At 61.0% G+C, this 25,997-nt stretch carries 24 protein-coding genes; 11 read left to right on the top strand and 13 right to left on the bottom strand.

What is annotated here, in order from left to right; all coding sequences use genetic code 11:
- Nucleotides 1-57: 57 nt before the first annotated feature.
- Nucleotides 58-978 (bottom strand): histone deacetylase, encoded by a 921-nt coding sequence (locus tag QMK54_RS27210; RefSeq protein ID WP_320401622.1) that lies wholly within the window; start codon nt 976-978, stop codon nt 58-60.
- 79 nt (nt 979-1,057) lie between these two features.
- Here QMK54_RS27210 and QMK54_RS27205 point away from each other — a divergent pair, with 79 nt between their 5' ends.
- From QMK54_RS27205 to QMK54_RS27195, 3 genes are all read left to right on the top strand, one after another.
- Nucleotides 1,058-1,627: a GNAT family N-acetyltransferase gene (locus QMK54_RS27205; RefSeq protein ID WP_110662364.1), complete on the top strand. Its 570-nt coding sequence runs from the start codon at nt 1,058-1,060 to the stop codon at nt 1,625-1,627.
- A gap of 106 nt (nt 1,628-1,733) precedes the next feature.
- Entirely contained in the window at nt 1,734-2,603 is an 870-nt protein-coding gene (gene tesB, locus QMK54_RS27200) for an acyl-CoA thioesterase II (protein ID WP_223594659.1), read from the top strand.
- Complete coding sequence (locus QMK54_RS27195; protein ID WP_223594657.1) at nt 2,600-3,193, top strand: HAD family hydrolase; 594 nt, start codon at nt 2,600-2,602, stop codon at nt 3,191-3,193. The genes tesB and QMK54_RS27195 overlap by 4 nt, the downstream gene beginning before the upstream one ends.
- A gap of 141 nt (nt 3,194-3,334) precedes the next feature.
- Here the strand turns inward: QMK54_RS27195 and QMK54_RS27190 are convergent, their stop codons facing one another.
- From QMK54_RS27190 to QMK54_RS27170, 5 genes are all read right to left on the bottom strand, one after another.
- Nucleotides 3,335-4,294 (bottom strand): alpha/beta fold hydrolase, encoded by a 960-nt coding sequence (locus QMK54_RS27190; RefSeq protein WP_110662367.1) that lies wholly within the window; start codon nt 4,292-4,294, stop codon nt 3,335-3,337.
- Nucleotides 4,295-5,188 carry a neutral zinc metallopeptidase gene (locus QMK54_RS27185; protein ID WP_223594654.1) on the bottom strand — a complete coding sequence of 298 codons (894 nt, stop codon included), beginning with the start codon at nt 5,186-5,188 and terminating at the stop codon, nt 4,295-4,297.
- Between the two features lie 134 nt (nt 5,189-5,322).
- Entirely contained in the window at nt 5,323-6,180 is an 858-nt protein-coding gene (locus tag QMK54_RS27180) for a neutral zinc metallopeptidase (protein WP_223594650.1), read from the bottom strand.
- 137 nt (nt 6,181-6,317) lie between these two features.
- Nucleotides 6,318-7,151, bottom strand: a complete 834-nt coding sequence (locus QMK54_RS27175) for an aldo/keto reductase (protein ID WP_223594649.1) — start codon at nt 7,149-7,151, stop codon at nt 6,318-6,320.
- Nucleotides 7,135-8,883, bottom strand: coding sequence for an FAD-dependent oxidoreductase (locus QMK54_RS27170; RefSeq protein WP_320401621.1), 1,749 nt, complete (start codon nt 8,881-8,883; stop codon nt 7,135-7,137). The genes QMK54_RS27175 and QMK54_RS27170 overlap by 17 nt, the downstream gene beginning before the upstream one ends.
- 175 nt (nt 8,884-9,058) lie before the next feature.
- Here QMK54_RS27170 and QMK54_RS27165 point away from each other — a divergent pair, with 175 nt between their 5' ends.
- From QMK54_RS27165 to QMK54_RS27150, 4 genes are all read left to right on the top strand, one after another.
- Nucleotides 9,059-9,835, top strand: coding sequence for an IclR family transcriptional regulator (locus QMK54_RS27165; protein ID WP_223594647.1), 777 nt, complete (start codon nt 9,059-9,061; stop codon nt 9,833-9,835).
- A gap of 254 nt (nt 9,836-10,089) precedes the next feature.
- Nucleotides 10,090-11,145 carry a Gfo/Idh/MocA family oxidoreductase gene (locus tag QMK54_RS27160; protein ID WP_320401620.1) on the top strand — a complete coding sequence of 352 codons (1,056 nt, stop codon included), beginning with the start codon at nt 10,090-10,092 and terminating at the stop codon, nt 11,143-11,145.
- A gap of 2 nt (nt 11,146-11,147) precedes the next feature.
- Nucleotides 11,148-11,963 carry a sugar phosphate isomerase/epimerase gene (locus QMK54_RS27155; RefSeq protein WP_320401619.1) on the top strand — a complete coding sequence of 272 codons (816 nt, stop codon included), beginning with the start codon at nt 11,148-11,150 and terminating at the stop codon, nt 11,961-11,963.
- Nucleotides 11,964-12,118: 155 nt separating this feature from the next.
- The gene (locus tag QMK54_RS27150; RefSeq protein WP_223594643.1) at nt 12,119-13,000 is read left to right on the top strand and encodes a DMT family transporter; all 882 of its coding nucleotides are present in this window, start codon (nt 12,119-12,121) and stop codon (nt 12,998-13,000) included.
- Between the two features lie 894 nt (nt 13,001-13,894).
- Here QMK54_RS27150 and QMK54_RS27145 read toward each other — a convergent pair.
- Nucleotides 13,895-15,232 carry an MFS transporter gene (locus QMK54_RS27145; protein WP_110661703.1) on the bottom strand — a complete coding sequence of 446 codons (1,338 nt, stop codon included), beginning with the start codon at nt 15,230-15,232 and terminating at the stop codon, nt 13,895-13,897.
- A gap of 353 nt (nt 15,233-15,585) precedes the next feature.
- Here QMK54_RS27145 and quiC point away from each other — a divergent pair, with 353 nt between their 5' ends.
- Together quiC and QMK54_RS27135 are read left to right on the top strand one after the other, a co-directional pair.
- Nucleotides 15,586-17,487, top strand: a complete 1,902-nt coding sequence (gene quiC, locus QMK54_RS27140; RefSeq protein WP_320401618.1) for a 3-dehydroshikimate dehydratase QuiC — start codon at nt 15,586-15,588, stop codon at nt 17,485-17,487.
- A 102-nt stretch (nt 17,488-17,589) separates the two neighbouring features.
- Nucleotides 17,590-18,267, top strand: coding sequence for a TetR family transcriptional regulator (locus QMK54_RS27135; protein ID WP_110661701.1), 678 nt, complete (start codon nt 17,590-17,592; stop codon nt 18,265-18,267).
- A gap of 94 nt (nt 18,268-18,361) precedes the next feature.
- On the opposite strand, the gene QMK54_RS27130 is transcribed toward QMK54_RS27135, so the two are convergent.
- The 5 genes from QMK54_RS27130 to QMK54_RS27110 form a co-directional block, all read right to left on the bottom strand.
- Nucleotides 18,362-19,216, bottom strand: a complete 855-nt coding sequence (locus QMK54_RS27130; protein WP_320401617.1) for a shikimate dehydrogenase — start codon at nt 19,214-19,216, stop codon at nt 18,362-18,364.
- A 5-nt stretch (nt 19,217-19,221) separates the two neighbouring features.
- Nucleotides 19,222-19,662, bottom strand: coding sequence for a type II 3-dehydroquinate dehydratase (aroQ, locus tag QMK54_RS27125; RefSeq protein ID WP_223594640.1), 441 nt, complete (start codon nt 19,660-19,662; stop codon nt 19,222-19,224).
- Between the two features lie 139 nt (nt 19,663-19,801).
- Nucleotides 19,802-20,713: a LysR family transcriptional regulator gene (locus QMK54_RS27120; protein ID WP_223594639.1), complete on the bottom strand. Its 912-nt coding sequence runs from the start codon at nt 20,711-20,713 to the stop codon at nt 19,802-19,804.
- Nucleotides 20,714-20,826: 113 nt separating this feature from the next.
- Nucleotides 20,827-21,906 (bottom strand): tRNA (uridine(54)-C5)-methyltransferase TrmA, encoded by a 1,080-nt coding sequence (trmA, locus tag QMK54_RS27115; protein ID WP_110657150.1) that lies wholly within the window; start codon nt 21,904-21,906, stop codon nt 20,827-20,829.
- Nucleotides 21,903-23,198, bottom strand: a complete 1,296-nt coding sequence (locus tag QMK54_RS27110) for an NCS2 family permease (RefSeq protein ID WP_110657148.1) — start codon at nt 23,196-23,198, stop codon at nt 21,903-21,905. The genes trmA and QMK54_RS27110 overlap by 4 nt, the downstream gene beginning before the upstream one ends.
- A 223-nt stretch (nt 23,199-23,421) precedes the next feature.
- Here QMK54_RS27110 and QMK54_RS27105 point away from each other — a divergent pair, with 223 nt between their 5' ends.
- Both QMK54_RS27105 and QMK54_RS27100 read left to right on the top strand, forming a co-directional pair.
- Nucleotides 23,422-23,868: a DUF4879 domain-containing protein gene (locus QMK54_RS27105; protein WP_320401616.1), complete on the top strand. Its 447-nt coding sequence runs from the start codon at nt 23,422-23,424 to the stop codon at nt 23,866-23,868.
- A gap of 68 nt (nt 23,869-23,936) precedes the next feature.
- Nucleotides 23,937-24,488 carry a DJ-1 family glyoxalase III gene (locus QMK54_RS27100; RefSeq protein ID WP_110657146.1) on the top strand — a complete coding sequence of 184 codons (552 nt, stop codon included), beginning with the start codon at nt 23,937-23,939 and terminating at the stop codon, nt 24,486-24,488.
- Here QMK54_RS27100 and QMK54_RS27095 read toward each other — a convergent pair.
- On the bottom strand, nt 24,485-25,744 hold the full coding sequence (locus QMK54_RS27095; RefSeq protein WP_320401615.1) for an MFS transporter: 1,260 nt from the start codon (nt 25,742-25,744) through the stop codon (nt 24,485-24,487). The genes QMK54_RS27100 and QMK54_RS27095 overlap by 4 nt on opposite strands.
- Nucleotides 25,745-25,997: the final 253 nt, after the last annotated feature.

Here is a 25,997-nt window from a genome sequence, read left to right as displayed (position 1 = left end):
TTCACTCAGGTTATCCACAGGCAGCTCCACAGGCATTGTGGGTAAAGCATCCACAGCTCAGTGACAACCTGATGACTGCCAGACGCGCTGCGCACTGTGATGGAGGATGCCGTGACGGCGGGCCAGGGCCTGGCGGTCCTTGCTGTAGCCGCCGCCGATCACCCCGACGAGCGGAATGTCGCGGCCCAGGCAATGGCGCATCACGCTTTCATCGCGTGCGGCGACGCCTTCGTCTGTCAGCTTCAGATAACCCAGGGCGTCGTCCTTATGCACATCGACCCCGGCGTCATACAACACCAGATCCGGTTGGTAGAGTGGCAGCAGGTAGTTGAGCGCATCGTCCACCACCTTCAAGTATTCGGCATTGCCCATGCCGTTTGGTAGCGGGATGTCCCAGTCGCTTTCGGCTTTGCGTGCGGGAAAATTCTTTTCGCAGTGCAGGGAAACGGTCACTGCTTCCGGGGTGTTGTGCAGAATTCGTGCAGTCCCGTCGCCCTGATGCACGTCGCAATCGAAGATCAGCACCCGGTTCACCCGGCCGCTTTCCAGCAGGTAATGGCTGATCACCGCCAGGTCATTGAAGATGCAGAACCCGGCCGGGTAGTCGTAGTGCGCATGGTGGGTACCACCCGCCAGGTGACAGGCCAGGCCATGCTCCAGCGCCTGTTCGGCCGCCAGCAACGAGCCACCGACCGCCCGCACCGTACGCCGGGCCAGGGCTTCGCTCCAGGGCAGGCCGAGGCGGCGCTGGTCTTCGCGGGACAGTTCGCCACTCATGTAGCGTTCGATATACGAAGGGTCATGGGCGAGGGCGAGAATATCCGCGGGACACAGATCCGGGCGCAGCAGGTCGGCGTCGCGGGTCAGGCCACTGTCCACCAGGTGGTCGCGCAACAGGCGGAACTTGTCCATCGGGAAGCGGTGATCCGCCGGAAACTCGGGACTGTAGTCTTCGTGATAAATCAGCGGCAGCGGCATGATGATTTCAGACGGGAATGAGAGACGGATCCTACCAGCGTTGTAGACTGGCGACATTGAAATGGAGGGGCGGGGCACGATGGAGCCAATACTGGAACTTGAAAGCGCTCGGCTGCTATTGCGTCAGTGGCGCGATGAAGACTTGCCGGACTTTGCGGCGATGTGTGCCGATCCGCAGGTGATGCGCTACTTCCCGGCACCGTTGAGCCGGCTGGAAAGCGCATCATTGATCGGCCGAATCCGTGGTCATTTCGCCGAGCATGGTTACGGTCTCTGGGCCTTGCAGCGCAAAGACTCTGGCCAGTTCATCGGCTTTACCGGGCTCGGCGTGGTCGGATTCGATGCACCTTTCACTCCCGCCACGGAAATCGGCTGGCGCCTGGCCCGCGAGCACTGGGGCCTCGGTTATGCCAGTGAAGCGGCGTGGACCGCTCTGCGCTGCGGGTTCGACCGCTTGCCGCTGAAAGAGGTGGTGGCCTTCACGGCGCAAACCAACCTGCCGTCAGAGAAAGTCATGCAGGCCATCGGCATGCACCATGATCCGGCGGATGACTTCGATCACCCACGACTCGAAGCCGAACATCCGTTGCGTCGGCATGTTCTGTATCGCATCAGCCGTGAACAATGGCTGCAAACCTTGCATGGATAAGCTGGCACGGACGTTTACAATGGCCCCCATGATGGCCCTGCCGGGAAACTGAATCGACCGTCGCAGCCAAGCCTGCCCGGTAATGTGTTGTGTGAGGAGAGTCTGAATGAGCCAAGTGTTGGATGATCTGGTCGACCTGCTGACCCTGGAACCGATCGAAGAAAACCTGTTCCGTGGCCGCAGCCAGGACCTGGGCTTTCGTCAGCTGTTCGGTGGCCAGGTGCTCGGCCAGTCGCTGTCGGCGGCCAGTCAGACGGTTGAAGAAGCGCGTCATGTGCATTCGATGCACGGCTATTTCCTGCGTCCGGGCGATGCCGGGTTGCCGGTGGTGTATCAGGTTGACCGGGTGCGAGACGGTGGCAGTTTCAGCACGCGCCGGGTCACCGCGATCCAGAAGGGCCACCCGATCTTCACGTGCAGCGCCTCGTTCCAGTACGACGAGGAAGGCTTTCAGCATCAGAGCGAAATGCCGGTAGTGGTCGGCCCGGAAAATCTGCCCTCGGAGCTGGAAATCACCCAGCAGCGCGCGCACCTGATTCCCGAAAAAATGCGCGAAAAGCTGCTGTGCCCGAAACCGATCGAATTCCGTCCGATCACCGAGAAAGATCCCTACAACCCGCTGCCGTCCGACCCGGTCAAGTACGTCTGGTTCCGCGCCGACGGCGCCTTGGCCGATTCGCCGGCGCTGCATAAATACCTGCTGGCCTATGCCTCGGACTTCGGCCTACTGGTCACGTCGATGCAGCCCCATGGCAAAACGGTGTGGAACAAGGACATGCAGGTGGCCAGCCTCGATCACGCGTTGTGGTTCCATCAGGATCTGCGCGCCGATGACTGGTTGCTCTACGCAATGGACAGCCCGTGGGCCGGCAATTCCCGTGGTTTCTCCCGGGGCAGTGTGTTCAATCGTGCCGGGCAACTGGTGGCCTCGGTCACCCAGGAAGGCTTGATCCGTCACCGCAAGGATTGGGCGTGAGCCTGGCCAATGTGCATCACTGGGTGTTCGACATGGACGGCACCCTGACGGTGGCCGTGCACGACTTCGCGGCGATTCGCGTGGCGTTGGCGATCCCTGCCGAACACGACATCCTGACTCATCTTGCCGCACTGCCGGCCGATGAAGCCGCCGCCAAACACGCGTGGCTGCTGGAGCATGAGCGGGACCTGGCCCTCGGTTCGAAACCGGCGCCGGGCGCGGTGGAGCTGGTGCGCGAGCTGGCCGGGCGCGGTTATCGCCTGGGTATTCTGACGCGCAATGCCCGGGAGCTGGCGCATGTCACGCTGGAGGCCATTGGCCTGGCCGACTGCTTTGCACTGGAAGATGTATTGGGCCGCGATGATGCACCGCCCAAACCACATCCGGGCGGATTGCTGAAACTGGCCGAAGCGTGGAAGGTGCCAGCGAGCGAGCTGGTGATGGTGGGCGACTACCGTTTCGATCTCGATTGCGGGCGGGCAGCGGGTGCACGCACGGTGCTGGTGAATCTACCGGATAATCCCTGGCCGGAATTGACCGATTGGCATGCGGCGGATTGTGTCGAGTTGCGGCAGATGCTGTTGGCTTAAAGAGTCGGTTGTCTGATCTGACGCCTTCGCGAGCAAGCCCGCTCCCACAATGATTCTGTGGTGTTCACGATGTTGTGTGCACTCAGATCCAATGTGGGAGCGGGCTTGCTCGCGAAGAGGTAGGCCCAGGCACTACAAGAGTCATTGCCCAAACAAAGCCTTCTGCCCCTCCGGCGAGGTAAACATCCCGTCCCCGTTATGCCCGACTCCGGGTACTTCAATCAGTTGCTGATTCAACCCTTGCGGTTGCAGCCGCTTCAGATAATCAAAGTAAAAACGCCCGCGGGCCAATCGATACGGCCCTTGGGCCTTGGCTTCACAGCTCTTGTCCAGCGCCGGATGGTTCGGGTCGATGTCCTGCTGCCCCAGTAGATAAACGATTTCACGCTTGAGGTAACTTTCCTGCAACTGCGTGGCGGTTTGCCCTTCGGCGTAGGCGGGCAAATCCGCCAGTCCGTACTTCCAGCGATTGAAATCCGGGCACCCGGCGTGGCTGAACGCCACGGGTCGGCGCTCATCGAAATAGGCGTAGGAGGATGGGTTGGCGATCACGTAGCGCACCTGCACGCCAGCCGCATCGAGACCGGACTGCGCGTGACCGAGCAAGGCATAGCGTTGAACCATCTGCGCGCCGCCGGAGTGCCCGGCGATGACGATTTGCTTCACCTGCGGAAACTGCTGGCGGTCACCCAGGCGGGTGATGATTTCGTCGAGCGCGGCGTAGGAACTCAGCCGAAACGGTGCCGTGGATTCACCGCCGGCCATCCATTCATTGCCTTGCCAGCGCAAAACCGTGTCGGCCACCGGATGCACCGCAACGTCAGTTTCATTGAGGAACTGCGGGGCAATCACCAGTGTCGTCGCGCTCTGCCCAGCCAATTCGGCGGCGTGTTCACCGCTTTGCAGATAGGTTTGCGCATTGCGCAGGCGCCCATGGATGAGGATCAGTACCCGTTCGATTTTTTCCGGGGCGGGGCTGATGCCCACCGCCATTTCACCTGATTTCAACAGCAGACGCCCGGAACTGAGTTCCTTGACCCCATGCTCGGCGGCCTGGGACGTTGCGCAAGTAAACAGAACAACCAACAACCACTTCTTCATTTACAGATTTTTCGTCGCAAAGGTATCGCACTGGCTTACCTGGCCTTGGGCGAAACCGGTTTTGAACCAGCGCACCCGTTGCGCCGACGTACCGTGGGTGAACGAGTCCGGGACCACGCGGCCCTGACCCTGTTGCTGCAAGCGATCATCACCAATGGCGTTCGCTGCATTCAGTGCTTCTTCGATGTCGCCCGGTTCCAGCCAGTTCAAGCGCTTCTGCGCATTGTTGGCCCAGACGCCGGCCAGGCAATCGGCCTGCAGCTCCTGACGAACCAGCAAGCCGCCGTCGCCTTCCATCTGCCGGCCTTGTTGGCGCGCGGCCTGAATTTTTGCGGATACCCCAAGCAGGGTCTGCACATGGTGTCCGACTTCGTGAGCGATCACATAAGCCTGGGCGAAGTCGCCTGCGGCGGAAAAACGTTGGGACATTTCCTGGAAGAACGCCATGTCCAGGTAGACCTTCTGGTCCGCCGGGCAATAGAACGGGCCGGTCGCCGAGGTGGCCAGGCCGCAAGCCGAATTCACGCGGTTGCTGAACAGCACCAGGGTCGGTTCTTTGTATTGGCGACCGGCCTGCTGGAAAATTGCACCCCAGGTGTCCTCGGTGTCGCCGAGGATCGAACGCACGAACTCCGCGCCCTCATCATTGGCCGGTGGTGCCTGGCGACTCTGGTTGGTAGCGGGCGCCGATTGCTGGCCCATTTGCCCGGTCAGTTGTCCGAGGATTTGCAGCGGATCCTGGCCAGTGATCCAGCCGATGCCGACGATCAAAAGGATCGCCGTCAGGCTCAGGCCCTTGCCACCGCCGAAGCGCATGCCACCACCGCCGCCGCCAACATCATCACCACGGGCATCGACCACGTTGTCGCTGCGTCGGCCTTTTTTCCATAGCATGTGGGAATCCTCAGGTTGTCCGTGCGATGAGTGTTGCTGCCAAGTGGGAGTGGCGCCAGTCCGGTCGTCAGACAGCCTTAAGCGGCAGCGGTTCTATCCATGCGGCGATATACCGGGCCTGTTTGACCGGCGGGCTACAGGTTGGCGGCGGCGAAGGTGTCGCAATCTTCTGTGCGGCCCGTGGCAAAACCGGTTTCGAACCAGTTCACGCGCTGCCGGGAGGTGCCGTGACTGAATGTCTCTGGCCGCACGCTGGCGTTTCGCAAGCGTTGCAGGTAGTCGTCACCGAACACCGCAGCGGCATTCAGGGCGGCTTCGATATCACCAGGCTCCAGCCAATTGAGGCGCTGTTGCGCATGGTGCGCCCAGACTCCGGCCAGGCAGTCGGCCTGCAATTCCGCGCGCACCTCCAGGCCACCATCACCGGTGACGGGTTGCTGCTCGAGCAAGGCTGTCTCGAAAGGTTCGGACAGTCCCAGCTCAAGCTGCACGTGATGGCCGATTTCGTGAGCGATGATGTAGGCCCGCGCGAAGTCACCGACCACGGAAAACTGCTGCTCCAGTTGTGTGAAGAAGGTCAGGTCCAGATACACCTGTTGATTGCTCGGGCAATAGAAGGGCCCGTTGGAGGAACCGGCAAAACCACATGCCGAATTCACGCCATTGTTGAACAGCGTCAGCGTGGGGGGCGGGTAGAGTCGTCCCGATTGTGCAAACAGCTGTTTCCAGGTGTCCTCGGTGTCGCCCAGTACCGACTGGACAAACATCATTTGCGGATCCGTATCCGGTTGAATCGAGACGGAGGTGGCGGGTGGGTTCAGGGAGGGTGAAGGAGCATCCGGTGGCGTGCTCAATGCGGAGTAAAGTCCGGCACTCGCCAACGTAACCGCAGCCAGTCCGGTGCCTAAAATTTTCCCTGTCAGTGTGCGGGCATCCTTGCCCTCGCGCGTGTCGTTCACGTTGTCGCTGCGTCTTGCTTTGTTCCATAACATGATTGCGGCCTCTCATAGATGGGTGGGGCGTGTATCGCCGATCTATGAATAACCGCACTGGTAAAAGCGTGTGGGGGAAATGTGTAAGGGTTGGTAAGGCCGACGCCTTTCGTACAGCGTAAGCGGCCTTTTCACGGTTATTGGTCGAACGCATCCCACATCGGCGCAAAGTCCGGGCTGACCTGTCGCTCGCGTTTGCTGAGGCTTGCGATCAATGCACGATCCTGGTCATCCAGACTGACCTCGAGCGCTGCCAGGTTGGCCCGCTGGTTGGCCTCGCTGCTGGCCTTGGGAATCGCGGCCACGTTCGGTTGATCCAGCAGCCATTTGAGCGCGACCTGGGTTGGCAGCACAGCATGTTTGGCGGCGATCTGCTGAATTGCCGGGATGCCCGAAACCTTGTTGCGCGCCAGCGGTGTGAAGGCGGTCAATGCCAGGTCGTGCTGACGGGCGTAGTTCAGCAGGGCGTTTTGTCCGAGCAGTACGTGGTATTCGACCTGAATGGCTGACAGCGGTGCGCCCAGCTCTTCGACAACTTTGCGCAACAGCGGCAAGGGAAAATTCGCCACCCCGATGTTACGCGCCAGGCCTTGTTCCTTGAACGACACCAGGGTGTCGATGGTGCGCGGCAAATCCCAATCGGTGGTTGGCCAATGGAGCATGAACAGGTCGACGTATTCGCTGCGCAAGGCCTTGAGGCTGCGGTCCATGGAATGGCGCATGGCGTCAGGTTGCAGTTGGTCCCACCAGACTTTGGTCGTGACATGGATCTGCTCGCGGGGTGTCGGACTGTTCGCCAGCGCCTGACCGACAGCGTCTTCGTTGTTGTAGGCCGCTGCCGTGTCGATGTGCCGGTAACCCAGGGCCAGCGCCTGCTCCACGGCACGGGTGCATTCCTCGCCGAGCATTGGCCAGGTGCCGAGACCGAGTTTCGGCATATTCAAACCCTGTGCATTAACGATGTGCTGCATGGTCGATCTCCTTTTCATAAGCTGTGACGCCTGCGATATGGCGCGCGGCGATGTAGCCGAAGGTCAGCGCCGGGCCAAGGTTGATGCCGCCAGCGGGATAATGACCGCCCATGATGCTGGCCATGTCGCTGCCCGCCGCATACAACCCAGTAATAGGCTGCGCCGAGTCATCCAGGACCTGGGCATGTTCGTTGACCTGAAGCCCGGCAAAGGTGCCGAAGCAGCCCGGCTGGACTTTCACGGCATAGAAGGGGCCTTGTTCGATCGGCGCGACGCAGGGGTTGGGTTGCTGTAGTGCGTCACCCTGTTTGCGATTGTAGGGCGTGGAACCACGACCGAACTGCGGGTCCTCGCCGTTGCGCGCGTGGCGGTTGTAATCTGACACGGTGCTGCGCAAGCCAATCGGGTCGATGCCACAGGCTGCCGCCAATTCCTCAAGCGTATTGCCGGTTTTCAGATAGCCGCTGCGGATGAAGGATGACAGCGGCACCGGAAATGGCCGAGAGATGCCCAGGCCGTAACGACGCTGAAAGCCGTGGGTGCAGATCAGCCACGACGCCACCTCTTCACCTGGCGGGGCGGCGGCGACCATGGCCGTGACGTAGTCGTAGTAGCCGTTGGCTTCATTGACGAAGCGCTGGCCGTTGCTCAGCACACCGATGATGCCTGGTTTGCCCCGCTCGATGATGTGCGGGAAATGTCCCGTGCTGCCGTCGCGGTGAGGCACTTGTGATACCGGCGCCCAGGCGGCGGTCGACGCCATGTCGGTATTCACCCGGGCACCGGCACTTTCGCCCAGGCGCAGGCCATCCCCGCAAACGCCGAGGGGCGGCAAGGCCAGGTGCTCATGCCCGGTCGGTGTGCGGGGGAACAGTGCCTTGCGGCGTGCAATGTCATTGGCGAAACCACCTGCTGCGAGCACCACGGCCTTGCGTGAATGGATGCGCACCGAGCCCTTGGCGGTGATGACCACGGCACCTCGTACCCGATCATTTTCGCGCAGCAATCGGGTCACGGGCGCTGATTCCCAGAGCAGCACGCCGAGGTCATCGGCGGATTTCGCCAGGCGCGCCACCAAGGCCACGCCGTTGACCAGTTGCATCGCCCGGCCATGGACGGCGAGGTCTAACAGGTGGCGGCTGAAACGCCGCGTAACGTGCCAAGCCGCCGACAGTGAACGGGTCAGGTTGAGGAAGGCCGTAAGATCGGCCCCCGCCATGATCGGCATGCCCATGAACGAGGTTTCCCGCATGGTTTTGCGCAGACGCTTGAGCAGCGTGCCGACTTTTCGTGCGTCGTAAGGGGCCGCGATCACCGAACGTCCACCGGTGCCTGCCCCGGGTGTGTCGCCGTGAATGTCGGCAATGGTGTTGCCATGGGCGAATTGCAGCGCGGTGTGTTGTTCGAAGAACGACACCATCCGCGGGCCGGCCTCCAGGAAAGCGTCGATCATTGCCGGATCAAAGCGCGCGCCTAGCTCATGTTTCAGGTAAGTGCGCGGCAGTTCAACGTCTTCGACGATGCCCGCGCGCCGGGCCAACGGGTTGCACGGCACCCAGGCCCAGCCCCCGGACCAGGCCGTGGCACCGCCGAATACCGGGTCCTTTTCTACCACTATGACTTTGAGCCCGTGCCACGCGGCGGTCACGGCCGCCGACAGTCCCGCCGCACCGGAGCCAACGATCAGCACATCGCAGTCGATGTCGGGAAGGAAGTGCGCTTCGGCAGGCATTGTTTGAACTCCGGTGTTCTATTGTTTTGGAATCTAGTTCCAGAAAATATAAGAAGCAGATGAAGCCAAACAAGTCTGGAGGGCGTAAAGCGGGCGGTTATCGAACGCACAGTTCCAGATTTCGCATTCGTGCTGTTGTCTTCTAGAATCGAGCAAATTTTGCGTGGAAGCGACCATGGCCGGCAGTCAGATCGAACGTGTTTTCAGTGTGCTCGAAAGCCTCACCAGCGATCCCCGTGGCCTGCCGATGCAGACCCTGGCGGAGCAACTGGACATCCCCAAGAGCGCGACTCATCGCCTGCTGGCCGAGCTGATCCGTCTCGGTTACGTGCGGCAGAATCCGGACAATTTGCGTTATCACCTCTCGACCAAACTGGTGGCGATGGGTTTCCGCTACCTGTCGAGCAGCGGTGCCGACATCGTGCAGCCGGTGCTTGACCGCCTGGCTCAGGAAACCGGCGAGCTGGTCCGCCTGGGTGTGATCGATGGCGAGCGTCAGACCTGGATCGCCAAGTCCCAGGGCGCCCGTTCCGGTCTGCGTTACGACCCGGACATGGGCCGCGATGCGCCGTTGTTCTACACCGCCTCGGGGCATGCGTGGCTGGCGTGCATGAGCGATGCCGAAGCCTTGTCGCTGGTGGAACGGCAGGGCGCGCAGGTGCCGGAACATGTGGGACCGAACGCGCCGCGCTCGAACATCGAATTGCTTGAACGCCTGCGCCTGGCGCGGGAGCAGGGCTACGCCTGGGTCGAGGAGAGCTCGGCGGTCGGCACTTCGGCAATTGCGGCCGTAGTGCGCCATCCCGCCGATGGACGGGTGATCGGCGTGCTCAGCATTGCCGGGCCGAGTGCGCGGATGCCGGGGGCGAGGTTGCATGAGCTGGCGCCGTTGCTGTTGGCGTTTACCGAGGAGTTGTCGGCGGCAAGTCTGGCGTCGGAGTTGTTCAACTAAAAGCGCCGAAATCCCTTGTGGGAGCGGGCTATCCCGGGATTTGTGTCTGCCTGCAGTCCCCTGTAGGAGCTGGCTTGCCAGCGATGGCGGAGTGTCATGGTGATGACAGTTGCACCCACACTTTGAACAGCGTTCAGCTTGAGAAGCTGTGCGCTGTTCGAACACTTTCAGAATGGCTCTGTGTGAGAATCTGGAACCAGGTTCTAAATTATTGGAATTCATCGCTCCAATAACATTCACAAGAGGACCGTATCTTGAATTCGCCACTTCGCATCGCTTTGATTGGTGCTGGCAACATGGGCCAGCAGCATTACCAGCATCTGCAATCCATGACCGAAGCGACCTTGTGCGCCGTGGCCGATCCCGGGCCACAGGCAGCAAGACTTGCGGCGCAATGGGATGTGGCGTATTTCGCCGATCATCGCCAGATGCTGGAGCAGGCGAAGCCGGACGCCGTCATCGTCGCCAACCCGAACACGCTGCACGTCAGCTCGGCCCTCGATTGCCTCGCGGCCGGTGTGCCGGTACTGCTGGAAAAACCGGTGGGCGTGCACCTGGATGAAGCCAGGGAGTTGGTGGCTGCCTCGAAGGCGAGTGGCGTTCCGGTACTGGTCGGACATCATCGTCGCCACAATCCGCTGATCGTCCGCGCCCATGAACTTATCCACAGCGGCGCACTGGGTCGGCTGACCACGGTCACGGCGCTCTGGCAGTTGCGCAAGCCCGACAGCTATTTCGAAACACCCTGGCGCCGCGAGGCCGGTGCGGGGATGTTGCTGACCAATCTGATCCACGACCTCGATCTGCTGCGGCATTTGTGCGGTGAAGTGCGTCAGGTTCAGGCCATCACCAGCAACGCCATTCGCGGGTTTGCCAACGAGGATTGCGCGGCGGTGTTGTTGCAATTCGACAACGGTGCGCTGGGCAGCCTGACCGGCTCCGATGCGGTGGCTGCGCCCTGGAGTTGGGAGCTGGATTCGGGGGAGAACCCGGTGTACCCGCGTCATCCTGATCAACCCTGCTACCTGCTGGCCGGGACAGGTGGGGCGCTGAGCATTCCGCAGCTTAAACGCTGGCACTACAACGAAGTCGACGGCGGCTGGCATCAACCGTTGCTGGCAACCCAGGAAAACTTCAGTGCCGATGAAGCCCTGCGTTTGCAGTTGCAGCACTTCGTGCGCGTTGCGCGCCGGGAGGTCGAGCCGCTGGTGAGTGCCGCCGATGCCGCGCGTACGTTGGCGCTGATCGAAGCCATCCGCGAAGCCGCCGAAACCGGGCGTGCCTGCGCGCCATCCTTGATCGAGGGTTGAGCATGAGCGAGCGAATCTTCTCCCTGGCCAGCCTGACCGTGCTGGAGTTGTCACCGCCCGACATGGTCGAGGTCGCCGCGCGGGCCGGGTACAGCCATGTCGGCTTGCGCCTGGTACCGGCAACCCCTGAGGAGCACCATTTTTCCCTGGTGGCCGACCACGAATTGCGGCGCCAGACCCTGGCGCGTCTGCGCGCCACCGGTATTGGGGTGCTGGACGTCGAAATCCTGCGGCTCAAGCCGGAAACCGTCGTCGCCGATTTCGAGAAAATCCTCGCGGTGGGTGCCGAGTTCGGTGCCAGTGAATTGCTGGTGGCCGGTAACGATCCTGACGAACAGCGGCTGACGGAGCATTTTGCCGAGCTCTGTGATCTGGCGGCAGTCTATGGGCTGCACCCGCATCTGGAGTTCATGCCCTGGACCGATGCGCGCAATCTTCAACAAGCTGCGCGTATCGTGGAAAACGCCGGGCGTGAAAACGGCGCAGTGTTGGTCGACGCCTTTCACTTCGACCGCTCTGGATCACGGTTGGAAGAACTGGTCAAAGTTGCCCCCTCACGGTTACGGTATGCACAGTTGTGTGACGTCGCAGGGCCACGGCCTGGCGATATGGCGGAAATCTTGCGTCAGGCGCGTAACGAACGGCGTTTTCCCGGTGATGGCGATTGCGACCTGCCGGGGTTGTTGCGCGGTTTGCCGGCTGGCATACCGTTGAGCCTGGAGATTCCCACCCTGCAGTTGCTGGAGCAGGGTGTGAGTGGATTGGATCGGGCGCAGATGGCACTGGATAAAACCCGGGAATTGTTGGCGCGGCTATAAGTGCTGCTGCGCACCTTTCGCTTGTAGGAGCGAGCTTGCTCGCGATGGACGTGAGGGCGCCGTGTTTGTCCAGGCGGCCATCATCATCGTTGACGACCATCGCGAGCAAGCTCGCTCCTACAGGTGATGCTTTTGATTTCAAGTAAGGAAACCCAATGACCGTCAGCACCCCGCTTTCCGGCGTCAATCAGCCCTTCAAAGGGATCCTGCTGATCGTTGTCGCAACCTTCCTGTTTTCCAGCCACGATGCCTTTTCCAAATACCTCTCGGGTTTCTATCCCATTGTCATGGTGGTGTGGGCGCGTTACGTGGTTCACACCTTGTTGATGGCCGGGATTTTCCTGCCGCAGTCCGGGCTGGGGGTGCTGCGTACAAAACGGCCGTTAATGCAGGTGACCCGGGCGCTGTGTTTGCTGGGCACCAGTCTGTTTTTCACCACGGGGCTGATGTACATCCCGCTGGCCGAGGCCACCTCGGTCAACTTCCTCGCTCCGGTGCTGGTGACCGCGTTGTCGGTTCCGCTGCTTGGCGAGCGGGTGACGCGGGGACAATGGCTGGCGGTGATTTTCGGTTTCAGCGGGGTGCTGATCATCGTTCACCCAGGCGGAGACCTGTTTACCCCGGCGGTGTTGCTGCCGTTCTGCTCGGCATTGTTTTTCTGCTTCTATCAACTGCTGACGCGCAAGCTCAGCGAGATCGATAGCCCAACCACCAGCAACTTTTTCGCAGGCTTGTGCAATACGCTGGTGATGAGTGCGCTGGTGCCGTTCTTCTGGCAGACGCCGAATCTGGTACACGGCGCGATGATGCTGGCGCTGGGTGCCTGCGGGATGACGGCTCACCTGTTCCTGACCCAGGCTTTCCGCCTCGCGGCACCGGCACTATTGGCACCGTTCAGCTATTGCCAGATCATCTTCGCGGGTCTGCTGGGCTGGCTGCTTTTTTCCCACACGCCGACACTGACCACCGTGCTCGGTATTGCCGTGATCTGCTGCAGCGGGTTGGCCGCGGCCTGGCAGCAAAGCCGCAAAGGTTAATCAGGAAGTCCTGGGAAATCGTAGGAGCCGGCTTGCTGGCGATGGACTCCAGTGCGCCGCGTTTATCCGGTTCACACGCGTCATCGTTAACGACCATCGCTGGCAAGCCAGCTCCTACAAGGGACCGCGCCCGAGTCGAAATAGTGTGAACACCAAACTGTAGGAGCCGGCTTGCTGGCGGCGGACTCAAGTGCGCCGCGTTTATCCAGTTCATGCGCGTTTTCGTTAACGACCATCGCTGGCAAGCCAGCTCCTACAAGGGACCGCGTTCCAGTCGAAATAGTGTGAACACCAAACTGTAGGAGCCGGCTTGCTGGCGATGGACTCCAGTGCGCCGCGTTTATCCAATTCATACGCGTTTTCGTTAACGACCATCGCTGGCAAGCCAGCTCCTACAAAACACCGCGTCCGAGTCGACATGATGTGAACATCAAACTGTAGGAGCCGGCTTGCTGGCGATGGACTCCAGTGCGCCGCGTTTATCCAGTTCATGCGCGTTTCCGTTAACGACCATCGCTGGCAAGCCAGCTCCTACAAAACACCGCGTCCGAGTCGAAATGATGTGAACACCAAACTGTAGGAGCCGGCTTGCTGGCGATGGACTCAAGTGCGCCGCGTTTATCCAGTTCATGCGCGTTTTCGTTAACGACCATCGCTGGCAAGCCAGCTCCTACAAGGGACCGCGTCCGAGTCGAAATGATGTGAACACCAAACTGTAGGAGCCGGCTTGCTGGCGATGGACTCCAGTGCGCCGCGTTTATCCAGTTCATGCGCGTTTCCGTTAACGACCATCGCTGGCAAGCCAGCTCCTACGAGACCGCGTCCGGTCGAAAAGGAACAGTGAAAGAACCAAAAAAAACGCAGGCCCGGGATCGGGCCTGCGCTGAGGGAACATCAGCCTTCTACTTGCGGAATCTTGCGGGGTGCCATGAAGTACATCCAGGTCAGCGCGATGAAGTACATCGCCGGGATCAGGGTGAACAGCACTGTGTAGTTGTTGTTGGTGACGGTCAGGATATGGCCGACCAACTGGGTCATGAACATCCCGCCAATCGCCGCGCACATGCCACCGAAGCCGAACACCGTACTCATCATGTGCTTGGGCGTGTAGTCCATCACCAGGCTCCAGATGTTCGCGGTCCAGGCCTGGTGCGCGCCGATGGCCAGGGAGATGGCGGCCACCGCGACCCACAGGTTGCTGGAGCCGGCCGCCATGATCACGCCGATGATGCAGCAGGCAAACAGGAACATGGACATCAGTCGCGCCTTGATCGGGTTGACGCCGCGGCCGATCAGGAACGAGGAAAGGATGCCGCCGCCAACGCTGCCGAAGTCGGCAGTGAGGTAGATGATGATCAGCGGAATGCCCATCTGGGTCACGTTGATGCCCAGGTTGTATTGCTGGTTGAGGAACGGCGGTAGCCAGTACAGGTAGAACCAGAACACCGGGGCGGTCATCGAGTAGGCGAGGGCGAAGGCCCAGGTGCCGCGCATGCGCAGGATTTTCGAGAACGGCACGCGGGTTTGTTCCGGTTCGACTTCATTCTGGATGTAGTCCAGCTCCGACTGTTTGACGCTCGGGTGGTCTTCCGGGTTGAAGTACTTCAGGCCCCAGAGTACCAGCCAGATCCCGCCCAGTGCCGACATGCACAGGAACGCGGCTTGCCAGCCCCAGACGTGCAGGATCAGTGGCAGCAGCATCGGGGTGAACATCGCACCGACGTTGGTGCCAGCGTTGAAAATGCCGGTGGCCACGGCGCGCTCGCCGGCCGGGAACCACAGGCGCGTGGTTTTCACGCAAGCCGGGTAGTTCGCGGCTTCGGTCAGGCCGAGGATGAAGCGGCAGACCATGAAGCCGACCGCCGAAGTGGCCAGGCCATGGGCGCCGGTCGCCAGGCTCCAGAGCAGCACGGCGCAGAAGAACACGCGTTTGACGCCGACCCGGTCGATCAGGCGGCCCTGCAATACGAAACCGATGGCGTAGCCGACCTGGAACCAGAAGTTGATGTTGGCGTAGTCCATCGCCGTCCAGCTCATTTCCTTGGCCAGGATGGGTTGCATCACGCCCAGGGCGGCGCGGTCGATGTAGTTGAGGGTGGTGGCGAAAAACACCAGCGCCAGCATGCCCCAACGGGTCTTGCCGACTGCCATGGCGCCGCGGATTTTGTCGCCGATACCGCCGGCAGTGACGCTCATGGCCGGAGCCATGCGTGAGCTTTGGGAAGGAAGCATATGTACCACCCGTTTTTTGAATTTGTTATTTGGTGTTTTGGACATCGCGGCCGGTGCTGCGAGTTCGGACTCAATGTGTGGTCGATGTTGGGCAGTGGACAAAAAATCGTCAATTCGCCAACTACCATTTTGTTCGATAATCGAACACAAAACTAACTGGGTAGTACACTTTAAATTGCTGTGTGGGATCGCGCAGCCAATAATTCACTCAAAGCTAAACACGATCCCTGTAGGAGCCCGGCTTGCCGGCGATAGCGTCCGCGAGATCGCCCTCGCCGTCGCCGGTATGCCGGGCTCCTGCAAAAGCGTGCGATGTCCCTAACAAGATTGCCTCCACCACCGGGAGTCGAAATATGCAGCGTTCCATTGCCACCGTATCCTTGAGCGGTACCCTGCCGGAAAAACTCGAAGCCATTGCCGCCGCCGGGTTCGACGGCGTCGAGATTTTCGAAAACGACCTTCTCTACTACGACGGCAGCCCGCGGGAAATTAAACAGATGTGCGCCGATCTCGGGATCGCCATCACCCTGTTTCAACCTTTCCGTGATTTCGAAGGCTGTCGACGTGACCGGCTGTCGCGCAACCTGGAGCGCGCCGAGCGCAAATTCGACTTGATGCAGGAACTGGGCACCGACTTGGTGCTGGTGTGCAGCAACACCTCGGCCGAGTCCATCGGTGATGAACAGATTCTGGTCGACGATCTGCGACTGCTGGCTGAGCACGCCGGGGCACGCGGCCTGCGTATCGGTTACGAAGCGCTGGCCTGGGGCCGGCATGTGAACACCTATCAACAGGTGTGGAACATCGTGCGCCAGGCCGATCACCCAAGCCTGGGCGTGCTGTTGGACAGTTTTCACACCTTGTCGCTCAAGGGTGATCCAAGTGCCATCGCCGAGATTCCCGGCGACAAGATTTTCTTCGTGCAAATGGCCGACGCGCCGATCCTGGCCATGGACGTGCTGGAGTGGAGCCGGCATTTTCGCTGCTTCCCGGGCCAGGGTGAATTCGACTTGCCGGGGTTCCTCGCGCCAATCATCAAGAGCGGCTACACCGGGCCATTGTCGCTGGAAATTTTCAACGACGGTTTCCGCGCCGCGCCGCCGCGAGCCAACGCCGCCGACGGTTTGCGTTCGCTGCTGTATCTGGAAGAGAAAACCCGCGAGCGTCTGGCGCAGGAGACCAAGCCTGCGGCCAACCCTGAGATTCTGTTCGAAACGCCCAAGGCCAGTGAGTACAACGGCATCGAATTTCTCGAGTTTGCCGTGGACGAAAGCCTTGGCGCCAAGCTCTCCCATTGGCTGGAACGACTGGGCTTCGTCAAGGCCGGGCAGCATCGGTCCAAGAGCGTCAGCCTGCTGCGCCAGGGCGATATCAACCTGATCCTCAACTCAGAGCCTTACTCCTTCGGCCACAGCTTTTTCGAAGCCCACGGCCCGTCGTTGTGCGCCACCGCCGTGCGGGTCAAGGACAGCGCGAGCGCATTGGCCCGTGCCGTGGCCTACAAGGGCCAGCCCTATCGCGGACTGGTCGGCCCCAATGAACTGGAACTCGCCGCTGTGCGTGCGCCGGATGGCAGCCTGATTTATCTGGTGGACCAGGATGCCGACGTCTACGGCACCGACTTCAATCTGCTGGCGGATGCGCCAGTCAGCGGTGGCCTCAAGCGCATCGACCACATGGCCATGGCGCTGCCGGCCGACAGCCTCGACAGCTGGGTGCTGTTCTATAAGAGCCTGCTGGATTTCGCGGCGGACGATGAAGTCGTGCTACCGGATCCTTATGGTCTGGTGAAGAGCCGTGCCTTGCGCAGCCGCGACAGTTCGATCCGCCTGCCGCTGAACATTTCCGAGAACCGCAACACCGCGATCTCACACGCGCTGTCGAGTTATCGCGGCTCCGGTGTGCATCACATCGCGTTTGATTGCGATGACATCTTTGCCCAGGTCAGCCGTGCAAAAGAGGCGGGTGTGCCGCTGCTGGATATCCCGCTCAACTACTACGATGACCTGGCGGCGCGGTTCGACTTCGACGACGAGTTCCTCAGCGAACTGGCCTACTACAATGTGTTGTACGATCGCGACGCCCAGGGCGGTGAGCTGTTTCATGTGTACACCGAGCCGTTCGAGGGGCGATTCTTCTTCGAGATCATCCAGCGTAAAAATGGTTATGCCGGCTACGGCGCGGCCAACGTCGCGGTGCGCCTGGCGGCCATGGCCAAATCCCGCAGCGGCGCATTGCGTCAGGCGAAGTTGTAGGAAATTCGTAAACGCGGGATTAAACGTGGGCTGCGCGGGTTCCCTCACCGTGTCGCGCGGCCCATAATCGCCAGCCTGTGCAGTGATGGCCGTGAGCCCGCAATGACAATGACCTCAGAACTCCCCGCAGCTTCCGTAGAACCAGGTGTCGAGCCGCGCAAGAGTCGCAAGAACAACCCGGAAAAGACCCGCGAGAACATCCTGCAGGAGGCGATCGTCGAATTCGTCCAGCAGGGGCTTTCCGGTGCTCGTGTCGATGCCATCGCCGAGCGCATCCACACCTCCAAGCGCATGATCTATTACTACTTCGGCAGTAAGGAGCAGCTCTACGTCGAGGTGCTGGAGAAACTCTACGGCGATATCCGCAACACCGAAAATCGCCTGCACCTGGCGGAGTTGGCGCCGATCGAAGCCATTCGGCGGTTGGTGGAGTTCACCTTCGACCACCATGATCGCAACGTCGATTTCGTGCGCATCGTCAGTATCGAGAACATTCACAACGCCGAGTATGTGAAGCGCTCCGATGCGATCAAGGCGATGAACAACACCATCCTCGATTCACTGGGCGAGATTCTGCGTCGCGGCGCCGAGCAGGGGCTGTTCCGTACCGGGCTTGATCCGCTGGATGTGCATTTGCTGATCAGTTCGTTTTGCTTCTATCGCGTCTCGAACCGCCATACATTTGGTGAGATTTTTCAGATCGACCTGCCGGACGAACGCATCAAGCAGCGTCATCGCGAGATGATTTGCGAGTCGGTGTTGCGGTACCTGCAAGCCTGATACAGCTGTGTGAATCGCCTTTGTAGGAGCCGGCTTGCTGGCGATCGCGTCTGCATGATCGCCATCGCCAGCAAGCCGGCTCCTACAAGTCGCGTCAGCCATTCATGCTCTGGAAATGCTCAAGCATCCGCTGGGCATCCGGTACCACGCCGCTGAACAACTCGAACGCCTTCACCGCCTGAAACACCGCCATGTTGCCGCCGTCCAGCGTCCGGCAACCGAGGGCGCGGGCGTTGCGCAGCAGTTCGGTTTCCAGCGGGAAGTAAACGATCTCCGCCACCCACAATTCGGCGCGCAGCAACTCCACCGGCACCGGCATGCCCGGCAGCTTTTTCATGCCCATCGGCGTGGTGTTCACCAGGCCGTCAGCCTGGGCCATGGCGCTGGGCAGGTCATGCCCGGCCACCGCCCGACCGGCATTGAAATGCTGATTGAGGTTGTCGGCCAGATCCTGTGCGCGGTGGATGTCCACATCGAAAATGCTCATCTGTTGTACGCCTTCACTCAACAACGCGTGGGCCACCGCCGCACCTGCGCCGCCAGCGCCCATTTGTACGACACGCTCAACGGCAACGCCCTTCAAGCCCCGGCGAAAACCCTCGGCAAAGCCCAGGCAATCGGTGTTGTGGCCGATGCGTTTGCCATCCTTGAGCACCACCGTGTTGACCGCACCGATACCGCGCGCCTCCGGCGAGAGTTCGTCGAGCAGCGGGATGATCGCCTGCTTGCATGGAAAGGTGATGTTCAGCCCGGTGAAATGCATGCGCTCGGCAGCCATCAACAGGTCGGGCAGGGCGTTGCTGTCGAGTTTCAACTGATCAAGATCAATCAGGCGATACAGGTAGCGCAGCCCTTGGGCGTCGCCTTCGTGCTCGTGCAGCGCCGGCGTGCGGGAAGCCTGGATGCCGGCGCCGATCAGCCCGGCCAGTACCGCGTGGTTCTGAGTCACGGCGATCACCCCTTCAAACGTTGGCTGAAGTGTTCCAGTGCCAGGCGATAGCCATGACTGCCGAAACCGGCCATCACGGCAGTTGCGATGGCGGAAACGAACGAGTGGTGGCGGAAGGGCTCGCGGGCGTGGACGTTGGACAGGTGGACTTCGATCACCGGCAGTTCGCTGGCGACCAGGGCGTCGCGAATGGCGACGGAGGTGTGGGTCCACGCGGCCGGGTTGATCAAGATCCCGGCACAGCGGCCACGGGCGCCGTGAATCCAGTCGAGCAGTTCGCCTTCATGGTTGGTCTGGCGAAACTCCACTGCCAGGCCGAACTCTTCGGCGGTACGTGCGCACAGGGACGAAATGTCTGCCAGGGTTTCGTGGCCGTAAGTCGCCGGTTCACGGGTGCCGAGCAGGTTCAGATTCGGGCCGTTGAGCACCAGAACGATAGGGGACATCGGAATCTCTCCACTTATTATTTTTGGAATTGGCCGAGGTTCCCGGCCTGTGGGGATAAATTGTACTAACTGGTTAATACGGTCAATTGGAGAGACGGCACGCGGGCGCTTTGTGGGCGGTGATCGGACACTTTCGCTGTCAGCGCGGCAAATGCTCCACCAGAAAATCGATGAACGCCCTCAGGCGCAACGGCATGTGGCGACTTTGCGGGTACAGCAGCGTGAATGGCCGCGAGCGCCCGCCATAGGGCTTGAGCACTTCCACCAGCGAGCCGTCGGCCAGTTCCTTTTCAACGATAAAGCGATAGGTCTGAAACAACCCCGCCCCGTGTTTGGCCAGCGTCACCCCGCCCAGTACATCATCGGAACAACTGAGGTTGCCCTCGGCCAGAATCTCCCGGGGTACGCCTTCATCATTGAACAACCAGGCAATGCGCCGGCCGCTGCTGGGCAGTTCGTACTGAATGCATTCGTGGTGTTCGAGGTCGCCCAGGGTTTGTGGAGTGCCGGCCCGTTTCAGGTAATCCGGGCTGGCGATCAGCACCAGGGCGGCATCTTCCAGTTGTCGGGCGATCAGGCCGGAGTCCGGGATGGCTCGCACCCGAATCGCCATGTCGTAGCCTTCGCCGACGAAATCGATGTTGCGATTACTGATGTGCGACTCGACCTTCACTGCCGGATAGCGCGCCCGGAATTCGGGCAACAGCGGCAGGATTCGATGATGCGCGTAGGTGGTCGGAATACTGATGCGCAAGGTTCCGGACGGCACTTGCTGCTGGCCCATGACCTCGCGCTGGGCCTCGACCAGTTGCGCCAGGGCCTGGCGACATTCCTCGTAATAACGGCGACCACTGTCGGTCAGCTTCACGCTGCGGGTGGTGCGCGCAAACAGACGCACACCGAGGCGTTCTTCCATGCGCGACACCGAACGGCTCACGGCTGCCGGCGTCACCCCAGCCACCAGTGCCGCAGCGGTGAAGCTACCGGCCTCGGCGGCCAGGCAAAACAGTTCGATGCTGCCCAACTGAAGATCGTCGAATTGTCGCTGCATGATTGATTACACCGGGGATCAGATGAAGTATCCGACCCAGTATTTATCAGTCTCCCGCGCACGAATACAAAAAAACCGTCACGAGGACGGCTTTTTTGTGGTGGCGTTTGCCATCAACGCCGGGTCAGCATCACCCCGGATTCCATGTGATGGGTCCACGGGAACTGGTCGAACATCGCGCATCGGGTGATGCGGTGGGTGTCGTGCAGTTGGGCGATGTTTGCCGCCAGGGTCTCCGGATTGCAGGAGATGTACAGGATGTTGTCGAAGCGTCGGGTCAGCTCGCAGGTGTCCGGGTCCATGCCGGCGCGAGGCGGGTCGACGAACACGCTGCCGAACTCGTAGCTCTTGAGATCGATGCCGTGCAGGCGCCGGAACGGGCGCACTTCGTTCAGGGCTTCGGTCAGCTCTTCGGCGGACAAACGCACCAAGGTGACGTTATCCACCGCGTTTTCGCTGAGATTGCTCAAGGCCGCGTTGACCGATGTCTTGCTGATTTCGGTGGCCAGCACTTTGCGCACGCGGGTGGCGAGCGGCAGGGTGAAGTTGCCGTTGCCGCAATACAGCTCCAGCAAATCATCGGAGCGATCGCCAAGCGCATCGTATGCCCAGTTGAGCATCTTCTGGTTCACCGTGCCGTTGGGCTGGGTGAACGCGCCTTCAGGCTGGCGATAGCTGAAGGTGCGGCCGCCGACTTCCAGCTTCTCGACCACGTAATCGTGACCGATGACTTCGCGCTTGCCCTTGGAGCGGCCGATGACGCTGACGTTCAGGTCCGTTGCCAGTTTCGACGCCGCCGCATGCCAGTGCTCGTCCAGCGGGCGGTGATAGCACAGGGTGATCATCGCGTCGCCAGCCAGGGTGGTCAGGAACTCCACCTGGAACAGCTTGTGGCTCAGGGGCGCGCTGGCTTGCCAGGCGGCCTTGAGCTGCGGCATCAACTGGTTGATGCGCAAGCTGGCAATCGGAAACTCTTCGATCAGGATTGGCGTGCGCTTGTCTTCCTGGGAAAACATCGCGTAGTGACGCTCGCCGGCCTCGCGCCACAGGCGGAATTCGGCGCGCAGGCGGAAGTTTTTCAGCGGCGAATCGAAAACGGCGGGTTCCGGTGCATCGAACGGGGCCAGCAGGTCACGCAGACGCGTGACCTTTTCTTCGAGCTGAACGGCGTAGGCCTGGGAATCAAAAGTCATGCGTTGAACCAACCCAGCTTGATCACGAACAGAATCGACAGGATCACCAGCGCCGGGTTCAGCTCACGGCCACGACCGGACATCAGCTTGATGGCGGTCCAGGAAATGAAACCGAAGGCGATGCCATTGGCGATGGAATAAGTGAACGGCATTGCCAGCGCGGTGATCACCACCGGCGCGGCGACGGTAATGTCGTCCCAGTCTATTTCGGCCAGGCCGGATGTCATCAGCACGGCGACGAACAGCAGGGCCGGCGCTGTGGCGAAGGCCGGAACGCTGGCGGCCAGTGGCGAGAAGAACAGCGCCAGCAGGAACAGGATCGCCACCACGACGGCGGTCAGGCCGGTGCGGCCACCGGCACTCACGCCGGCTGCGGATTCGATGTAGCTGGTGGTGGTCGAGGTACCCAGCAGGGAACCGGCCATGGCGGCGGTGCTGTCGGCGATCAGCGCGCGGCCCATTTTCGGCATATGGCCGTCCTTGCCCATCAGGCCGGCGCGCTTGGCGACGCCGATCAGAGTGCCGGAGTTGTCGAACAGATCGACGAACAGGAAGGCGAAAATCACGCTGACCAGACCGATGTCCAGCGCACCCTTGATGTCCAGTTGCAGGAAAGTCGGGGCCAGCGACGGCGGCATCGACATCACGCCGCCGAACGGGGTGAAGCCCATCACGATGGAAATGATGGTCACCACCAGGATGCCGATCAGCACCGCACCGCGCACAGCAAGTGCTTCAAGCGCGACGATCAGGGCAAAGCCGAGGGTGGCGAGGATTGGTGCCGGTTGTTTCAGGTCACCGAGGCCGACCATGGTCGCCGGGTTGCTGACCACGATGCCTGCGTTGTGCAGGGCGATCAACGCCAGGAACAGGCCGATACCCGCAGCAATCGCCGAGCGCAGCGGTAGCGGGATGCTGTTGATGATCCATTCACGGATGCGGAAGATCGACAGCAGGAAGAAGCACACCGCCGAGATGAACACCGCCCCCAGTGCCACTTGCCAGGTGTGGCCCATGTGCAGGACTACGGTGTAGGTAAAGAAGGCGTTCAGGCCCATGCCCGGTGCGAGGGCGATCGGGTAGTTGGCGATCAGGCCCATGACCGTGGAGCCGATGGCGGCGGCCAGGCAGGTGGCGACAAACACTGCGCCCTTGTCCATGCCGGTCTCGCCGAGGATGCTCGGGTTGACGAACAGAATGTAGGCCATGGCCAAAAAGGTCGTGACGCCCGCCAGAATCTCGGTCCGCACGTTGGTGTTGTGTGCCTTGAGTTGAAACAGCCTTTCCAGCATGTCTGCTCCCCGTGGCGCGCCGGGCGCCGTGAATGTATCGACCTCAACAGCAAAGCACAGGCAGCAGAACGCGCCTGGAAATTACTGTGGGCCGGAAAAAGCCGCGCATCATACCAGTAGCTTGGGAATATGGCTGCTTATGGCGGTGATCGTCGTCGATGTTTTGCGCCAAAGCCAAGTGCGCCATACTGCGCGCTGGTTTTTTGGGGTGGATGGGTCCTGCATGAAAAGGCGTCTGGTTAGCGTGTTCGGCGTATTGATGGCGCTGTTGCTCGGGGCACAAACGGCCACGGCGGCATCGGCCCCGCCACTGACGCAATTGAAAGTACTCAAAGTTGCGTCGCCTTCCTGTGGTGTCGAGAACATCGATGAAGGGCAAACCCAGACGCGCTGCGATCACAATGGCCCGAACATCACGGTGTACGTGCTGGAAGTGGGTTACGGGCGTGAGGCCCATGTCGCCCTGGACGGTTTTGAAGTGAACGGCACTCGCACGCCGGTCTGCGCGTTCAAGAACGGCAACCTGACCAGTTGCACCCCCGGGGAAAAAACCGTCGGCTATTTGTACGCCCTTGACCTGGCGGGCAAGCAGGAAGGCACGTTGACCTTCAGCAATACTTCGATCAATGCGCCCGGCAATACGATGTCGACGCAGCTTTACATCAAGTAGCCACAGGTCTCGAACAAGGGGCAGGAAAGCTGACTACGCTTAAAAGATCATTCTGTGGACAAAACCTGATGACCTTTAGAGCCTTGATTGCCCTTGCCGAGGGCACCGACGACCTGCAGACCGTGACCCTGATCGACGTATTGCGCCGCGCCAAGATAGAAGTGGTGGTGGCCAGTATCGAAGGTCGGCGCATGCTCACCTGCGCCCGCGGCACTCGGCTGACGTCCGATGCGATGCTGGTGGACTTGCTGGCGCAACCCTTCGACCTGATTGCCTTGCCCGGTGGCGCGGTGGGTTCGCAGCACCTGGCAGCGCACCAACCCCTGCAACAATTGATCAAGGATCAGGCGGCGGCCGGGCGCCTGTTCGCCGGCATTGCCGAAGCGCCCGCCGTGGCGCTGCAAGCCTTTGGCGTATTGCGTCAAAGGCGCATGACTTGCCTGCCCTCGGCCAGCCATCAACTGTTGGGCTGTAACTTCGTCGATCAACCGGTGGTGGTCGACGGCAATTGCATCACCGCCCAGGGCTCGGCTGCTGCATTGGCATTTGCCCTGGCGCTGGTGGAGCAACTCTGCGGTAAGGCCACGCGTATGGCGGTAGCGGGGGAGTTGCTGGTTTAGCCTGCCTGGACGTTCGCTTCTTCCTTCTCTTCATCTTTAGCCACGTGCATGCGATCGCGGCTGGCCAGTGTCGGGAACAGTTTTACCCACACTCCGGTCACCACCAGCGTGCCGATCCCGCCCATGACCACGGCTGGCACGGTGCCGAACCAGTGGGCAGTCAGGCCCGATTCGAATTCACCCAGCTGGTTCGAAGCACCGATGAACAGACCGTTCACGGCGCTGACCCGGCCGCGCATTTCGTCCGGGGTCTCCAGTTGCACGAACGAGGCGCGGATCACCATGCTGATCATGTCTGCCGCACCCAACACCACCAGCACCGCCAGGGAAAACCAGAACGAGGTCGACAGGCCGAAGGCGATGGTTGCCACGCCGAAAATACCCACGGCGGTGAACATCACACGCCCGACGTTGCGCTCCACGGCAAACCGCGCCAGGAACAGCGACATCAGCAGCGCACCCACCGCCGGTGCCGAACGCAACAGGCCCAGCCCCCACGGGCCGGTCAGCAGGATGTCCTTGGCGAACACCGGCAGCAACGCCGTCGCACCGCCCAATAGCACCGCAAACAGATCGAGGGAGATTGCCCCGAGAATGTCCGGACGACTGCGGATGAAGCGAATGCCCGCCAGCAGTGAATCCAACGTGGCCTTGCCCTTGTTCAGCGGGGTTTGCCGGGCTGGCAGGTTGAGCATCAGCGAACAGGCGATGACATACAGCAGCACCGTCGGGCCATACACCCAGACGCTGCCGAAGGCGTAGAGCAAACCGCCAAGGGCCGGAGCGACGATGGTGGCCGATTGCTGGGCCGATTGCGCGGCAGCCACCGCACGGGGAAACAGCGCGCTGGGCACGATGCTTGGCAGCAGGGCCTGGGTGGTCGGCATCTCAAAGGAACGGGCGGCACCGAGCAGGAAGGCCAGGATGAAAATCATTTCCCGGGTGACATGATCGGTCGCGCTGCCGATGGCCAGCGACAGGGCGATCAATGCCTGCAAGAACTGGCAGATCGCCGCCACTTTGCGCCGGTCATAGCGATCGGCGACGTGCCCGGTGTGCAGCATGAACAGCACGCGCGGGGCGAACTCGACCAGGCCGACCAGACCCAGGTCGAGCACGTTGCCGGTCAACTGATACAGGTTCCAGCCGATGGCCACGGTGAGCATCTGGAAGCCGCTGGCGGTAAAGACCCGGGCCAGCCAGAACGCGAGAAAAGGGCGATGGTGACGTAACAGCAACGGCTCTTGGCTGGGCATCTGCGGGGAAATCTGGGGAAAGGGGAAGGTCGAGATTATCACCAACCTGTAACAGGAAGTTGCCATGACAAAAAATTTAGTTAGCCAGACATCGATTTTTCACAGGAAATGTATTTCAGGTCGTGACCAAGGCCGTGAGGCAACTTGTCACGCGGCAAAAGACCACGCGGTTCATCCCCGAAATTGGGACTACTCTTTCATCGTTGATTGATCCAGATCAAAACCCACAAAAGGAATTGATCCGGCGGCCGCA

Origin of the sequence: Pseudomonas sp. P5_109 (assembly GCF_034009455.1) — a bacterium.
Taxonomy (GTDB): domain Bacteria; phylum Pseudomonadota; class Gammaproteobacteria; order Pseudomonadales; family Pseudomonadaceae; genus Aquipseudomonas.
Note: the sequence above shows the minus strand (reverse complement) of the source record. Positions and strands in the feature narration are given on the sequence as shown.

Excerpts from the sequence above, each read along its gene's own strand:
- QMK54_RS27210 (WP_320401622.1), bottom strand. The coding sequence starts at position 978 with ATGCCGCTGCCGCTGATTTATCACGAAGACTACAGTCCCGAGTTTCCG.
- QMK54_RS27205 (WP_110662364.1), top strand. The coding sequence starts at position 1,058 with ATGGAGCCAATACTGGAACTTGAAAGCGCTCGGCTGCTATTGCGTCAG.
- tesB (WP_223594659.1), top strand. The coding sequence starts at position 1,734 with ATGAGCCAAGTGTTGGATGATCTGGTCGACCTGCTGACCCTGGAACCG.
- QMK54_RS27190 (WP_110662367.1), bottom strand. The coding sequence starts at position 4,294 with ATGAAGAAGTGGTTGTTGGTTGTTCTGTTTACTTGCGCAACGTCCCAG.
- QMK54_RS27185 (WP_223594654.1), bottom strand. The coding sequence starts at position 5,188 with ATGCTATGGAAAAAAGGCCGACGCAGCGACAACGTGGTCGATGCCCGT.
- QMK54_RS27180 (WP_223594650.1), bottom strand. The coding sequence starts at position 6,180 with ATGTTATGGAACAAAGCAAGACGCAGCGACAACGTGAACGACACGCGC.
- QMK54_RS27175 (WP_223594649.1), bottom strand. The coding sequence starts at position 7,151 with ATGCAGCACATCGTTAATGCACAGGGTTTGAATATGCCGAAACTCGGT.
- QMK54_RS27170 (WP_320401621.1), bottom strand. The coding sequence starts at position 8,883 with ATGCCTGCCGAAGCGCACTTCCTTCCCGACATCGACTGCGATGTGCTG.
- QMK54_RS27165 (WP_223594647.1), top strand. The coding sequence starts at position 9,059 with ATGGCCGGCAGTCAGATCGAACGTGTTTTCAGTGTGCTCGAAAGCCTC.
- QMK54_RS27155 (WP_320401619.1), top strand. The coding sequence starts at position 11,148 with ATGAGCGAGCGAATCTTCTCCCTGGCCAGCCTGACCGTGCTGGAGTTG.
- QMK54_RS27150 (WP_223594643.1), top strand. The coding sequence starts at position 12,119 with ATGACCGTCAGCACCCCGCTTTCCGGCGTCAATCAGCCCTTCAAAGGG.
- QMK54_RS27145 (WP_110661703.1), bottom strand. The coding sequence starts at position 15,232 with ATGCTTCCTTCCCAAAGCTCACGCATGGCTCCGGCCATGAGCGTCACT.
- quiC (WP_320401618.1), top strand. The coding sequence starts at position 15,586 with ATGCAGCGTTCCATTGCCACCGTATCCTTGAGCGGTACCCTGCCGGAA.
- QMK54_RS27135 (WP_110661701.1), top strand. The coding sequence starts at position 17,590 with ATGACAATGACCTCAGAACTCCCCGCAGCTTCCGTAGAACCAGGTGTC.
- aroQ (WP_223594640.1), bottom strand. The coding sequence starts at position 19,662 with ATGTCCCCTATCGTTCTGGTGCTCAACGGCCCGAATCTGAACCTGCTC.
- QMK54_RS27120 (WP_223594639.1), bottom strand. The coding sequence starts at position 20,713 with ATGCAGCGACAATTCGACGATCTTCAGTTGGGCAGCATCGAACTGTTT.
- trmA (WP_110657150.1), bottom strand. The coding sequence starts at position 21,906 with ATGACTTTTGATTCCCAGGCCTACGCCGTTCAGCTCGAAGAAAAGGTC.
- QMK54_RS27110 (WP_110657148.1), bottom strand. The coding sequence starts at position 23,198 with ATGCTGGAAAGGCTGTTTCAACTCAAGGCACACAACACCAACGTGCGG.
- QMK54_RS27105 (WP_320401616.1), top strand. The coding sequence starts at position 23,422 with ATGAAAAGGCGTCTGGTTAGCGTGTTCGGCGTATTGATGGCGCTGTTG.
- QMK54_RS27100 (WP_110657146.1), top strand. The coding sequence starts at position 23,937 with ATGACCTTTAGAGCCTTGATTGCCCTTGCCGAGGGCACCGACGACCTG.
- QMK54_RS27095 (WP_320401615.1), bottom strand. The coding sequence starts at position 25,744 with ATGCCCAGCCAAGAGCCGTTGCTGTTACGTCACCATCGCCCTTTTCTC.